This window comes from Actibacterium sp. EMB200-NS6 (genome assembly GCF_001305615.1).
GTDB lineage: Bacteria > Pseudomonadota > Alphaproteobacteria > Rhodobacterales > Rhodobacteraceae > Actibacterium_A > Actibacterium_A naphthalenivorans.
This window is the reverse complement of record NZ_CP010869.1, coordinates 3,351,793-3,364,317: the sequence shown is the minus strand read 5'-3', so window position 1 is coordinate 3,364,317 and position 12,525 is coordinate 3,351,793. Positions and strand designations below refer to the sequence as shown.

The following is a 12,525-nucleotide window of genomic DNA, read 5'->3' as shown; positions in this document are numbered from 1 at the left end:
GGTCATTCCTTTCGACTGGCCAAAGCGTTGACGGCGGCCACGGTGATGCCCGAGCCGCCCAGCCGGCCCCTGACGATCAGCGCGGGCAGAGGCGGGGCCAGCATCAGCGCATCCTTGGATTCCGCCGCGCCGACGAAACCCACCGGGCAGCCGATGATCGCCGCGGGGCGCGGGCAGGCGGGATTCTCCAGCATGTTCAGCAGGTGAAACAGCGCGGTGGGCGCGTTGCCGATGGCCACCAGCGCGCCGTCCAGATGCGGGCGCCACAGTTCCAGCGCGGCGGCCGAGCGGGTGTTGCCCATCTCGCGCGCCATTTCGGGAACGCGCGCGTCTTGCAGGGTGCAGATCACCTCGTTGCGGGCGGGCAGGCGCGCGCGGGTGATCCCTTCGGAGACCATCCGCGCATCACACAGGATCGGGGCGCCCTCGGCCAGTGCCTCGCGGGCTGTCCGGGCCATGCCGGGCGAAAACCGCACGTCGCGCTCCAGCCCCACCAGTCCGGCGGCATGGATCATGCGCACCACCACCGGTTCTTCATCGGTATCGAATCGCGCCAGATCGGCCTCGGCCCGGATGGTGGCAAAGCTCTGCGCGTAGATCCTGGCGCCGTCGGTTTCATAGCTGTGGGGCATTCAGGTGCTTTCGGTCATGAGGTCAGGAGACATGAACAGCTGCGCGGTCGTCACTCCGTGCCGGGCGGGGGCATCGCCGGCACGGCCATGGCGGATCAGGCTGAAGCGGTACGGCGCGGTGGCGGTCAGGGTGATGTCGGCGGGGCCGGGATGGGCACAGCCCTTCGCACAGCCCGAGACATGCAGCACCTTGCCCGCCGGCAAAGTCCTGGCCAGGGCGGTGGCCACGTTGCGGGTGGCAGACAAAGCCTGCGGGCAGCCGGGCGCGCCGGTGCAGGCAAAGACTCGCCTCATCGGATCTTGGCTGGCGGTGATCAGATCCCCGGCGGCCCTGATCTCGGCCGCACCGACGGGCAGGCACAGGTGAACCATGCGAAAGGGCGTGACGAACAGTCCCCTTTGCGCCCGGTCCACCAGCCAGCCCAGCCGGTGGGCGGGCAACTGGCCAAAGGCCGCCCCCACGCACAGGCCGCCGCCATAATAGCCCGGATGCACCGGCTGCGCCGGCGGGTTGGGCGCGGTGTCGCCGGCCAGCCCGTCCGGCAGCCGCGCGCCGCCGGCCAGGTGGCGGTGCATTCGCCCGCGCCCGTCGGCACCGATCCCGCCCGAGGCGGCGAACCAGCGGGCGATGTCCAGCGCGAGCGCGACGGCCGCGCCCTCATCCGCGACCCTGCGGCCCAGCTCGGCCCCGTCTGCGCGCACGATCAGATCGTCCCAGGCGGATTCGATGCGAATGTCGCCGCTGACGCCGGCGAGGTAGCGGATACGCACATCCGCATCCACGACGAAACCGAACTTGCCGGGCAGGCGGGGCATTCCGGCGGTGGCCAGCCCGCGCGCCAGCCCCTGTGCCATCGCTTCGTGATCGCGGAACCACGCGTCACGGGTGACGTTGCGGAAGGGGTTCAGCACGATGTTGCGCCGGGCCTCGGCCTCGGGGGTGTCATCCAGCAGGTCCACTGCGCGCAAGTCGGCCTGCAGGGCAGGCAGGGCGGCCTCGCTCACACCCCGGATCTGCAGGTTGGCGCGGCTTGTCATCTCGATCACGCCGTTGCCGTGGGCCAGCGCGGCATCCCCAAGGCCATGCGCCTGCGCGCGGCTCAGCCGGCCCATCCGGGGGCGCACCCGCACCACCAGCCCATCGCCCGCGGCCATCGGGCGCAGCGCGCCGGGGCACCATCCGCGGATCAGGGGATCGCTCATCCCCGGCCCTCCATCGTGGCGCTGATCGAGTTGCGCGTGGTTTGCCAAAGGCCCGCCGCGCGCAGGGCCGCGAAACGGTCGCGCAGGGCCCGCAGCGCCTCGGGGTTGGCCTTGTCCATAAAGGCGACCAGATCGTCGCGGCCCAATGTGGCCTCGAAATAGAGATCGAACAGATGCGGGCCCACGACGCCCGCCAGATGCGCGAAGCTGGCCATGTGATCCAGCGTTGCCGCGATCTCGGCCGCGCCGCGAAAGCCATGCGCGATCATGGCGGTGGCCCAGTCCGGGTTTGCGGCGCGGGCGCGCACGGTGCGGGCGATCTCTTCGGCCAGGCTGCGGGCGCGCGGAGCGTCGGGGCGCGTGGCGTCGAGATGATAGAGCGCAGGGGGCCGGGCACCCAGCCGTGCCATCGCGGCGGCGAACCCGGCTTCATGCGCGGCGTAGTCGGAGGCCATCAGCAGATCGGTTTCCGGCAGATCCTGCAGATGCACGAAGCTGTCTGCGGCCTGCAGCCGGCTTTCCAGCGCGTCGCGGGCAAGCGTGATCCGGCCCTGCGCGTCGATCGCGTGAGACGAGGCCGCCAGCCAGGCCTCGCCGGCCAGCTGCCGGGCCGCTTCGGTGCCATCGCCGAGATGGGTATCCATGTTCAGCCCGTACTGGCCCGGCCTTGGGCCGAAAACCCGCGCCGTCTGGTGGAGGTAGGGATTGTCAGAGTCGGCCTCGTCGCGCCGGGACAGCGCCGCCGATGCGGCCTCGAACATCTGGGCAAGGCCCGGAAAGACATCGCGGAACAGGCCCGAGACCCGCAATGTCACATCAATGCGGGGCCGGTTCAGCAGCGCCAGCGGCACCACCTCGAACCCCGAAACCCGGGCCGAGCCTTCGTCCCACGTCGGGGCCAGCCCGGCCAGATGCAGGGCCATGGCGAACTCTTCGCCCGCCGTGCGCATGGTTGCCGATCCCCACAGGTCGATCACCAGCCCGCGCGGCCAGTCGCCATGATCCTGCAGATGCCGGCGCAGCAGTTCCTCGGCCAGCTTCACGCCCTGGGCATGGGCGGCGCGCGAGGGCACGGCGCGCGGATCGGTGGTATAAAGGTTGCGGCCCGTGGGCAGAACATCCGCCCGGCCCCTGAAGGGCGAGCCGGAGGGGCCCGGGGGTACGAACCGCCCCGCCAGAGCGCTCAGTAGCCCGGCCCGTTCCGCGGCACCGCAATCGCCCGTGCCGAATATGTGCAGCCCCTCCGAAAACTGGCTTTCCTTGATGTCGCAGACGAAGCGGTCGATCCGGGCAATCGCCTCGGCCGCCGACGCGCCGGCGGGCAGGCCCAGATCGGACTCGACGCCGCGCCCCCGCGCCTCGGCGCGAATATCGGCGATCAGCCGGTCGCGGCGCGCGGGATCAAGGCCATCAGCGGCGGAATATTCATCCAGCAGATGCTCCAGCCGGCCAAGCCCTTCGGGCAGCACGGTCTGCGCCAGGGGCGGCGGCAGGTGGCCCAGCGTCACCGCGCCAATCCGGCGCTTGGCCTGAGCGGCCTCGCCCGGATCGTTGACGATGAAGGGGTAGATCACCGGCAGGGCCCCGGTCAGCGCCTCGGGCCAGCAATCGTCTGCCAGGGCCACCGCCTTGCCTGGCAGCCATTCCAGTGTGCCATGGGCGCCGATATGTACCAACGCGTCGACCTGCCCGCGCAGCCACAGGTAAAAGGCGACGTAGCCATGGCGCGGGGTGCGGCTGAGATCGTGGTAGTCGCCGTCACGGGCCGTGACCTCGCCGCGCTCGGGCTGCAGCGCGACAAGCACCTTGCCGGCGCGCAGGGCGGAAAATTGAAACGCGCCGTCGCGGGCAATCGGGTCGTCTTCGGGGGTGCCCCAGGCGCGCTGCAGATCATCGCGCAAGGCGGCGGGCAGGGCGGCCAGCGCGGCGTGGTAATCTTCCAGCGGCCAGCTCAGGGTTTCGCCTGTCAGCCGTGTGCCCGGATCATGGATGGGGGCGGCGGCGTATCCTTCATCCTTCAGCGCGCCCAGGATCGCCTCGCAGGAGGCGAGCGCGTCCAGCCCCACCGCGTGGGCCATCTGATATCGCTTGCCCGGATAGGTCGACAGGATCAGCGCCAGCCGTTTGTCGCCGGGCGCAAGCGCCGACAGCCTGTGCCAGCCCGCGACCCTGTCGGCGATGGCATTCACGCGCGCGGGATCGGCGCAATGGGCGAAGCGGGAATATTGCAGGTCCGGGTCACGGGGCGAGGGTGACTTGAAACTGGTGACACCTGCGAAAATGCGCCCGTCCACCTCTGGCAGCACCACGTGCATGGCCAGATCGGCGGGCGAGAGGCCGCGCTCCGTCTTGGCCCAGTCCTCGCGCCGGGCGGTCGAGAGCGCGACCTGAAACACCGGACAGCCTGCCGCCTCGAGCGGCGAGGGCGCGCCGTCGGCGCCCTGCGCGGAAAAGGCCGTGGCGTTGATGAGGGCGGCAGGTGCCAACCGGGTGATCTGCGCGCGCAGCCAGCCGACCACGGCGGGCGCCTTCAGGCTGGGGGCGAAAACACCAACGGCATCAAAGCCGCGCGCCTCGACTGCCGTGATCAGCGCATCCACCGGGCCGGTGTCGGCCGAAGTCAGGTAAGAGCGGTAGAAGGTGATCAGCGCCAGCGGTTTGTCACCCGGCGCGGGCGCCGGGATCACCCCCGCGCCGGGGCGATAGAAGCCCGCGTCGGGCACCGTCTTGGCCCCCGCGACCGGCCCGGCATACAGCCCGGCCGCCAGCGCCAACTGCGCCAGCGCCGCCTGCGCGGCGACCGCGCCGCCTTCATCGCACAGCAACTGCAGCCGCCGCAGGGTGCTTGCCGGCAGGGTCGACAGCGTATCCAGCCGCGCGTCGGGCCGACCGTCGCCGGGCAGCACGGCCAGCGCGATGCCCTGCCGCCGGGCCAGATCCTGCACCGCCGCCAACCCATAGGGCCAATAGCTCTCGCCACCGATCAGGCGCAGCAGAATCCCCTTGGCCCCCTTCAGCGTCTGCCCGGCATAGACATCCACCGACAAGGGATGTTTCAGCGCCGCCAGATTGGCCAGACGTAGCGTCGGCAGCGTGCCGCCCGCCCGATGCCAGCCTGCCGCGAAAGCCCCCAGATCGCTGTCGGAAAACGACAGCACCACCAGTTCCGCAGGCGTCTGCCCCAGATCCTGGGGGGTGTCGGCCGCGTCCAACCCGTGGCTTTCGCGAAAGATGACATGCATCTTGCGTTACACCCCAAGGGCCGTGCGGATCGCGGCGGCGTCGATGTGATCATGTTCGGCGATCACCACCAGTTGCGAGCGGCGCTCCGCCGTGCCCCACGGCCGGTCGTATTGCGCGCGCACCCGCTCGCCCACCGCCTGCACCAGCAGGCGCATCGGCTTGCCCGCCACAGCGACATAGCCCTTCACCCGCAGGATATGCTGCGTGCGCGCCATGCTGGCGATGGCCTGTTGCAACGCCTGTGCATCGGCGACCTCGCCCAGTTCGATCACCAGGCTATCGAAATCATCATGCTCGTGATCGCCGTGATCATCGTGATGGCTGGGCCGGGCGGCCAGATCGTTCTCGGCACCGGCGTTGAGCCCCAGCAGCACGCGCGGGTCGATCACGCCGTCGGTGACGGGCAGAACCGGCAGGGCCCTCGGCGCCTCGGCCTCGATCGCCGCGCGGGCCTTGGCCAGGCCCTCGGCCCCGGCCAGATCGGCCTTGGTCAGCAGCACGATATCGGCGCAGGCAAGCTGATCCTCGAACACCTCGGACAGGGGCGTTTCATGATCAAGGCTTTCGTCCGCCGCGCGCTGAGCCTGCACGGCATCCAGGTCGGCGGCGAACTGACCCTTGGCGACGGCCTCGGCATCGGCCAGGGCGATCACCCCGTCCACGGTGATGCGTGAGCGGATCGCGGGCCAGTCGAAGGCCTTGAGCAACGGCTTGGGCAGCGCCAGCCCGGATGTTTCGATCAGGATGTGATCGGGCGCCGCGGGCAGCGCCATCAACGCCTCGATCGTCGGGATGAAATCATCGGCCACGGTACAGCAGATGCAGCCATTGGCCAGTTCGACGATATTTTCGGCCGGGCAGTTCTCGTCCGAGCAGGATTTCAGGATATCGCCATCCACCCCGGCGGTGCCGAACTCGTTGACCAGAACCGCCAGCCGTTTGCCCTGCGAATTGGCCATCAGGTGGCGGATCAGCGTGGTTTTTCCGGACCCCAGAAAGCCGGTGATGACGGTGACGGGGATTTTCGAAAGATCGGGCACGGGGGCTTACTCCTGCGGGGGGATGCGGGCGACGGATTGCTTTCGAAACACCTCGGGGCGCGCGCGCCAGGGCACGAGGCCGTCACTGGTGGCGGCATAGGCGGTGACGCCGGTCAGGATTGCATCGACATGCGCGTCGGGGTCGAGATCGCCGTAGACATAGCTCCAGCGCCGCGCCCCGCCGCTGAGCGCGATCGAACAGCCCCGCGAACAGGCCGACAGGCATTCGACCGGGCGCAACGTCACCCCCTCGGGCAGCGCGTGGGCCTCTAGCGCCGCGAGCATCCGGGCGCCGGGGCGCGGCTCTTCCTCGCAGGGGGCGCCGCCGGCGGTGCGGCGGCAGGTGGTGCAGACGGAAAGTGTCACGTTGGCCATGCAGCCTGTCCTCGTGGTTCGGCTGCAGGGGGGGAGATGGGGCAACAGAAACGCCGAACGGCAGGCGTCTTCCGAAGCCGGCCGCGACACACCCCGTTCGCCCGTTGCATTACGTCGTGTTGGCAGGTCTCCCGGCTTGCGGATGTCGGGGCCTGAGGCCCCGGCGGTCTGCCCACCTTCCCGGCCCATGCAGGGCCAGTGGTCGGGCGACCTCTCCGGTCACGGTCGCGGGGGCGGCTGCGCTTCGGCTCTTGACCGGGGATGGTCCCGGCGCCTATCGCATTCCCTCTTCGCCTGTCCTGAGACAGGAACCAACGAAGACTCCTCTGCGGCAAAACCACTTGCCTTGTCAACGAAGGAAACGCGCCATGACTGATACCCCGCTCAGCGACGAAGCCCGCCATGCGGTTAAAATGGCTAAGAAAAAAGCCGCCCGCGACCGAATGATGGAAAAGAAGGAAGGCGAAAAGGGGCTGATCATCGTCCACACCGGAGCCGGCAAGGGAAAGTCCTCCTCCGGCTTCGGGATGATTCTGCGCTGCATCGCGCATGAGATGCCCTGCGCCGTTGTGCAATTCATCAAAGGCGCATGGGATACCGGTGAGCGGCGGTTGATCGAAGGCCGGTTTTCCGGTCTGTGCCAGTTCCACGCCATGGGCGAGGGGTTCACCTGGGAAACCCAGGACAAGGCGCGTGACATTGCGATGGCGCGCAAAGGCTGGGAAAAGGCCATGGATCTGATCCGCGACCCCGAGATCAGGATGGTTCTGCTGGACGAGATCAACATCGCCCTGCGCTACGACTATCTGGACATCGCCGAGGTCGTAGCGTTTCTGGAAACCGAAAAACCGCCGATGACTCACGTGGTTCTGACCGGGCGCAACGCCAGGGAAGAGCTGATCGGGATCGCCGATCTGGTGACTGAGATGACTATGGTCAAACACCCGTTCCGATCCGGCATCAAGGGGCAGCCGGGCGTCGAATTCTGATCGGGGCGGGGGCTCTGCCCCCTCGCGGCCGCTGGCCGCTCTCCCCCGAGGTGGTTGGACCAAGATGAGGGAAAGAGTTTGTTAAGGATGCGCATGCATGCTGGACATGCGGTACAGGGAGAGGTCCCGATGACCGCCCAAGGTGAAGGAAGCACCGCGTCTCGCCTGCTCAGGCGGCTCGGGACGCGGTGCGGCACGCTTGCCCATTTCATCTTGGCGCAAAATACCTCCGCCGGAGGCTCCTGCGGGTTGCGTCCGGAACAAGGCGGGGGGGCGGAATGACCGCGTTGATGATCCAGGGAGCAGGGTCGAACGTCGGCAAATCCTTGCTGGTGGCCGGGTTGTGCCGGGCGGCGCGGCGGCGCGGGCTGCGGGTGGCGCCGTTCAAGCCGCAGAACATGTCGAACAATGCCGCCGTGACCGTCGATGGCGGTGAGATCGGGCGGGCGCAGGCCTTGCAGGCGCTGGCGTGCGGGCTGGAGCCGGTGAGCGACATGAACCCGGTTCTGCTGAAGCCTGAAACCGATGTGGGGGCGCAGGTGGTCGTGCAGGGAAAACGCCTGACCACGACGCAGGCGCGTGAGTACCGGACATTGAAGCCGCAGCTGCTGGCGCGGGTGCTGGAGAGCTTTCACCGGTTGCGCGCGTCGCATGATCTGGTGATCGTCGAAGGCGCGGGCAGTCCGGCCGAGGTCAACCTGCGGGCCGGTGACATCGCCAACATGGGGTTTGCCTGTGCGGCGCATGTGCCCGTGGTTCTGGTGGGCGACATTGATCGCGGCGGGGTGATCGCGCAGATCGTCGGCACCCGGGCGGTGCTGCCGCCGGGCGACAACGCGATGATCGCGGGGTTTCTGATCAACAAGTTCCGCGGTGACGTGTCGCTGTTCGACGATGGCTATACGCTGATCGCCGACCGCACCGGCTGGCCCGGTTTCGGGGTGCTGCCGTATTTCCCTGACGCGGTCAGGCTGCCCGCCGAAGACGCGCTGGACCTGCCGCGCCGGGCGCGCGGGCAGGGGGTGCGGGTCGTCTGTCTGGCGCTGTCGCGCATTGCCAATTTCGACGACCTCGATCCGCTGGGGCAGGAGCCGGGCGTCGACCTGACGTTGCTTGGCCCTGGCGAGGTGATCCCGGGCGATGCCGATCTGGTGATCCTGCCCGGCACCAAATCCACGCGCGGCGATCTGGCCTTCCTGCGGGCGCAGGGCTGGGACGTGGATCTTGCCGCCCATGTGCGCCGCGGCGGCCATGTGCTGGGCATCTGCGGCGGCTATCAGATGCTGGGGCGGGTGATCCGTGATCCGCTGGGGATCGAGGGCGCGCCGGGCGAGACGCCCGGGCTGGCGCTGCTGGATGTGGCCACCGAAATGACTGCGGACAAGCGCCTGACCCGGGTGGCCGCCACATGCGCCGCCACCGGTGCCGACATGCAGGGCTATGAGATCCATATCGGCCGCACCGAGGGGGCGGACCGGGCGCGTCCCTTCGCCCATGTCGATGGCGCGCCGGAGGGCGCGGTTTCGGCCGACGGGCGAATTATGGGCAGCTACCTGCACGGCATCTTCGCCGGTGACGGTTTTCGCCGGGCCTTCCTGCAGGGGTTCGGTGTTGCAGGCGGTGGCCTGTCCTATGGCGCGGTGGTCGAGCAGACGCTGGACGCGCTGGCCGACCACATGGAAACCCATCTCGATGTGCCCGGCCTTCTGGCGTTGGCGCGCTAGGTGAGCGCAGTTTCCAGCCGCGCCCATTCGGCGGCGTTGCCCGGAAGGCCAAGGCGGATCAGCTCTGGCGACCACGGGAAAATCCGGCTCCAGATGCGGGCGCGGGCGAGGCGTGCCTGCGCGGCCTGCGCGTCGGGTGTGGCATAGAGGCGGAACAGTTCGGTGCCACCGACATTGCGCCACCCCGCGCGCAACGTGAGGGCGTCGATCCGCGGCAGCTCTGCCCGGAGCCGCGCGGCGGTGGCGCGGGCCCAATCGCGATCCGCCAGGGCGGCCTGCCCGATCTCGATCGCCGCGCCCGAAACAGGCCAGGGCCCGGCCATGGCGGAAAGGGCCGCGATGTCATCCGCGTGGCCGAGCGCGAAGCCCAGCCGCACCCCTGCCAGCCCGTAGAACTTGCCGAAAGAGCGCAGCACCAGCAGACCCTGTTCACGCCCCGCCGACGGGGCCAGCGACAGAGCGGGGCGGGGGTCGGCGAAGCTTTCATCGACCACCAGAAGGCCGACCTGCCGGGCCAGCCGCAGAAGCCGCGCGGGCGCGGTTTCCCGCCCGTCGGGGTTGTTGGGGTTGACCACCACCGCCAGTTCGGCCCCGGCAAGGGCTTGGGGGTCGCCGACCTCGTCGACCGTCCATCCCGCCGCGCGCAGGCTGGCGGCGTGCTCGTTATAGGTGGGGCCCAGCACCCGGGCGTGGCCGGGCGGGCGCAGGCGCGGGACCATCTGGATGGCGGCCTGCGCGCCGGCGAGCGGCAGGATCGCGGCTGCTGTGCCATAGGCTTGTGCCGCCGCCCGGATCAGCGCCTCCTGCGCGGCGCGGGTGGGCAGGCTGCGCCATGCGGCGGCGCTGATTTCGGGCAGCGGATAGGGCGCGCGATTGATCCCGGTGGACAGATCGATCCACTCTTCGGGCTTTCCGCCGAAGCGGGCAATCGCCCCGTCGATGTTGCCGCCATGGTCACGCATGCGCCGCCCCCTTCAGAGAAGCGCCAATAGCCCGAGGCAGCAAGCCAGTGCAACCATCGTCCGAAGATAAAGGCCGAGCCCGCGGCCCAGGTCATCCGGGCGGGGATCGGGCGCCGCGCCGTTGATCCAGGGCTCTTGCGAGATCCGGTCGCCATAGGCGCGTGGGCCCGACAGGCGCAGTTGCAGGGCACCGGCCAGCGCCGCCTCGGGCCAGCCGGCATTGGGCGAGCGGTGGTGGCCTGCGTCGCGCGCCATGCAGTGCAGCGCGGCCAGCGGCTGGGCGCAGAGCAGCGCGAACATCAGCCCGGTCAGCCGCGCCGGGATCAGGTTGGCGATGTCGTCGATCCGCGCGGCGGCCTTGCCAAACTGCTCATGGTGGGTCGTGCGGTGGCCGATCATCGAGTCGAGCGTGTTGATCGCCTTGTAGGCGGCGATCCCAGGCAACCCCAGAAAGGCACCCCAGAAGAGCGGCGCCACGATGCCATCGCTGGTGTTCTCGGCCAGGCTTTCCAGCGCGGCGCGGGCGACGCCGGCCGCGTCCAGGCACTGCGGGTCGCGGCCCACGATCATGGAGACGGCGCGGCGCGCGCCGGACAGATCCCCGACCCGCAAGGGGCGCGACACCGCCGAGACATGGGCATACATCGAACGTGCCGCCACCAGGGGCCAGGCCAGCACGCCGGCCAGGACGGTTCCCGCCCATCCCCCGGGCAGCACCCGGCACAGCGCCAGCGCCGCGCCCGTGGCGAGCGCGATGACGATCAGCGTCGTGGCGAGGCCAGCGCGGAACCGGGCCGGGCCCGTCGCCGTTTCGCGGTTCAGCCGTCGATCCAACGCGGCAATGAGGTGGCCCAGCCATGTGACCGGGTGACCGATGCGCCGGTACAGCCCGTCTGGCCAGCCGATCGCCGCGTCCAGCCCCAGCGCGATCAGCATCGACAGCGCGCCGCTCATGCCGGGCCTCCGGCCGTGAAGCGCACGATCTGCCGTAGCCCCGCCGCGCGCAGCTGTGCCGCGCCTGTGGCGGGAACGCTTCCCGGTGCGAAGATCAGCCCCCGGGCCGAGCCGGTGTGCGCGATGACAATCCCCAGCGCGCCCAGATCGCGGGCCAAAGCCTCTGTCGGGTCATCCGCCGGACCGCGCCGTGCCAGTGTCCGCCGTGCCGCGCGGCTGGAAAGCCGGGCCAGAGCCGTCAGGTCGCCCGCTCCGGCGGCCGCCTGCCAGCGTGGCACCAGATCCGAGATATCGGCGAAGTTACTGTCGGCCGGCCATGTGCGCCGGGGCGGGCCGTGGAATCCGCCCAGCACCTCGCACCGAGGCAAGATGGGCATGTGGCCCGCGATCTCGGCCTCGCGCGACGCCCAGAGAATGCGCTCTGGCGCCGGGAACATCAGCGGGTCACTGGCGCCCTCGGCGGTGACGCAGGCGCGGGCGAGTTCAAGGGGCGGGCAATCCGGCGCGGCCAGCCGGGCCAACGCCACCAGCGCCGCGGTGGAGGCGCCCGCGCCCCCGCCCGCGGGCATCTCGGGCCGCAGGGCGAAACGGCCCCGAGGCCGGCCCCCGACGAGGGCCAGAAACCGCCGCGCCTGTGCGCGCCAAACCAGGCGCTCCGGGCTGTGAACCCTCAGGTCGCCGCCGGGGCTGTACCAGCCGCGCAGGCGCAGGGCCGGGCAGGGCAGCGTGATTACGACGACCGGCCCCGCCGGGCCGAGGCGGCCCTGCAGCAACTCGCCGAAATGCCCGCAAACGGCGGTTGTCAGCGCGCCGGTGCTGCGCATGCGTTGACCTCCCGGATGATGAAGTTGCCATCGGTCAGGCAGGCGATGCGGGTGACCGACAAGGGCGCAATCTCGAAGGCCAGGGCACCGGAAACCGCGCCGAGGGCCAGCGCCAGCGCCGCGCGAATCGTGCCGGCGTGGGCAACGACAGTGGCAGGGCCCGCCCGGGCCAGCTCCTCCAGGGCCGGAGCCGCCCGGGCGCACAGATCGGCAAAGCTTTCGCCGCCCGGCGGGCGATGGTCGCACAGCTCTTGCCGGGGCAGCGGGCCCAGATCGGGCAGATCGGAATAACAGAGCCCTTCCCATGCGCCGAAGTCCTGTTCGCGCAATGCGGGGCAGGGGGTTGCGGCGGCGCCTGGCCACAGGGCGAAGAGCGTCTGCACGCAGCGCAGCGCCGGGCTGTGGATCAGCCGCCCCGGCACGGGGATCTGCGCGCGGAGCGCGTCAAACATCGCCCAGTCGCTGCAATCGGCGGCCAGATCCCGGCGCCCGTAGACCCGGCCATCGGGCACCACCGGCGCGTGCCGGATCAACGTCAGTTCCGCCGCCCGCGTGGTCTGCATCGCCCGATTGCCCCTT

At 70.1% G+C, this 12,525-nt stretch carries 11 protein-coding genes and 1 riboswitch; of the genes, 2 read left to right on the top strand and 9 right to left on the bottom strand.

Annotation, left to right across the window (positions count from 1 at the left end):
- Positions 1 to 2: 2 nt before the first annotated feature.
- From TQ29_RS16310 to TQ29_RS16290, 5 genes are read right to left on the bottom strand one after another with little or no spacing between them, the layout of a single operon-like run.
- Complete coding sequence (locus tag TQ29_RS16310) at positions 3 to 632, bottom strand: precorrin-8X methylmutase (protein WP_054540035.1); 630 nt, start codon at positions 630 to 632, stop codon at positions 3 to 5.
- Positions 633 to 1,835, bottom strand: coding sequence for a hypothetical protein (locus TQ29_RS16305; protein WP_054540034.1), 1,203 nt, complete (start codon positions 1,833 to 1,835; stop codon positions 633 to 635).
- Positions 1,832 to 5,077 carry a cobaltochelatase subunit CobN gene (gene cobN / locus TQ29_RS16300; protein WP_054540033.1) on the bottom strand — a complete coding sequence of 1,082 codons (3,246 nt, stop codon included), beginning with the start codon at positions 5,075 to 5,077 and terminating at the stop codon, positions 1,832 to 1,834. The genes TQ29_RS16305 and cobN overlap by 4 nt, the downstream gene beginning before the upstream one ends.
- A 6-nt stretch (positions 5,078 to 5,083) precedes the next feature.
- Entirely contained in the window at positions 5,084 to 6,118 is a 1,035-nt protein-coding gene (gene cobW, locus TQ29_RS16295; protein ID WP_054540032.1) for a cobalamin biosynthesis protein CobW, read from the bottom strand.
- 6 nt (positions 6,119 to 6,124) lie between these two features.
- Complete coding sequence (locus tag TQ29_RS16290) at positions 6,125 to 6,493, bottom strand: DUF1636 domain-containing protein (protein ID WP_054540031.1); 369 nt, start codon at positions 6,491 to 6,493, stop codon at positions 6,125 to 6,127.
- A 103-nt stretch (positions 6,494 to 6,596) separates the two neighbouring features.
- Positions 6,597 to 6,824, bottom strand: a riboswitch (cobalamin riboswitch).
- A 37-nt stretch (positions 6,825 to 6,861) separates the two neighbouring features.
- On the opposite strand from TQ29_RS16290, the gene cobO reads away from it, so the two are divergent.
- Complete coding sequence (cobO, locus tag TQ29_RS16285) at positions 6,862 to 7,482, top strand: cob(I)yrinic acid a,c-diamide adenosyltransferase (RefSeq protein ID WP_054540030.1); 621 nt, start codon at positions 6,862 to 6,864, stop codon at positions 7,480 to 7,482.
- 278 nt (positions 7,483 to 7,760) lie between these two features.
- Positions 7,761 to 9,206: a cobyric acid synthase gene (locus tag TQ29_RS16280; protein WP_054540029.1), complete on the top strand. Its 1,446-nt coding sequence runs from the start codon at positions 7,761 to 7,763 to the stop codon at positions 9,204 to 9,206.
- Here the strand turns inward: TQ29_RS16280 and cobD are convergent.
- The 4 genes from cobD to TQ29_RS16260 are packed head-to-tail and all read right to left on the bottom strand — an operon-like array spanning position 9,203 to position 12,509.
- Positions 9,203 to 10,168, bottom strand: coding sequence for a threonine-phosphate decarboxylase CobD (gene cobD, locus TQ29_RS16275; RefSeq protein WP_054540028.1), 966 nt, complete (start codon positions 10,166 to 10,168; stop codon positions 9,203 to 9,205). The two genes, TQ29_RS16280 and cobD, sit on opposite strands and share 4 nt — an antisense overlap.
- A 12-nt stretch (positions 10,169 to 10,180) precedes the next feature.
- Positions 10,181 to 11,122, bottom strand: a complete 942-nt coding sequence (gene cbiB / locus TQ29_RS16270; RefSeq protein WP_054540027.1) for an adenosylcobinamide-phosphate synthase CbiB — start codon at positions 11,120 to 11,122, stop codon at positions 10,181 to 10,183.
- Entirely contained in the window at positions 11,119 to 11,946 is an 828-nt protein-coding gene (locus tag TQ29_RS16265) for a hypothetical protein (protein ID WP_054540026.1), read from the bottom strand. The genes cbiB and TQ29_RS16265 overlap by 4 nt, the downstream gene beginning before the upstream one ends.
- Positions 11,925 to 12,509 (bottom strand): histidine phosphatase family protein, encoded by a 585-nt coding sequence (locus TQ29_RS16260; RefSeq protein ID WP_054540025.1) that lies wholly within the window; start codon positions 12,507 to 12,509, stop codon positions 11,925 to 11,927. The genes TQ29_RS16265 and TQ29_RS16260 overlap by 22 nt, the downstream gene beginning before the upstream one ends.
- Positions 12,510 to 12,525: the final 16 nt, after the last annotated feature.

Coding starts and splice junctions, on each gene's coding strand:
- TQ29_RS16280 (WP_054540029.1), top strand. CDS start 7,761: ATGACCGCGTTGATGATCCAGGGAGCAGGGTCGAACGTCGGCAAATCC.
- cobO (WP_054540030.1), top strand. CDS start 6,862: ATGACTGATACCCCGCTCAGCGACGAAGCCCGCCATGCGGTTAAAATG.
- cbiB (WP_054540027.1), bottom strand. CDS start 11,122: ATGAGCGGCGCGCTGTCGATGCTGATCGCGCTGGGGCTGGACGCGGCG.
- TQ29_RS16260 (WP_054540025.1), bottom strand. CDS start 12,509: ATGCAGACCACGCGGGCGGCGGAACTGACGTTGATCCGGCACGCGCCG.
- TQ29_RS16310 (WP_054540035.1), bottom strand. CDS start 632: ATGCCCCACAGCTATGAAACCGACGGCGCCAGGATCTACGCGCAGAGC.
- cobN (WP_054540033.1), bottom strand. CDS start 5,077: ATGCATGTCATCTTTCGCGAAAGCCACGGGTTGGACGCGGCCGACACC.
- TQ29_RS16265 (WP_054540026.1), bottom strand. CDS start 11,946: ATGCGCAGCACCGGCGCGCTGACAACCGCCGTTTGCGGGCATTTCGGC.
- TQ29_RS16290 (WP_054540031.1), bottom strand. CDS start 6,493: ATGGCCAACGTGACACTTTCCGTCTGCACCACCTGCCGCCGCACCGCC.
- cobD (WP_054540028.1), bottom strand. CDS start 10,168: ATGCGTGACCATGGCGGCAACATCGACGGGGCGATTGCCCGCTTCGGC.
- TQ29_RS16305 (WP_054540034.1), bottom strand. CDS start 1,835: ATGAGCGATCCCCTGATCCGCGGATGGTGCCCCGGCGCGCTGCGCCCG.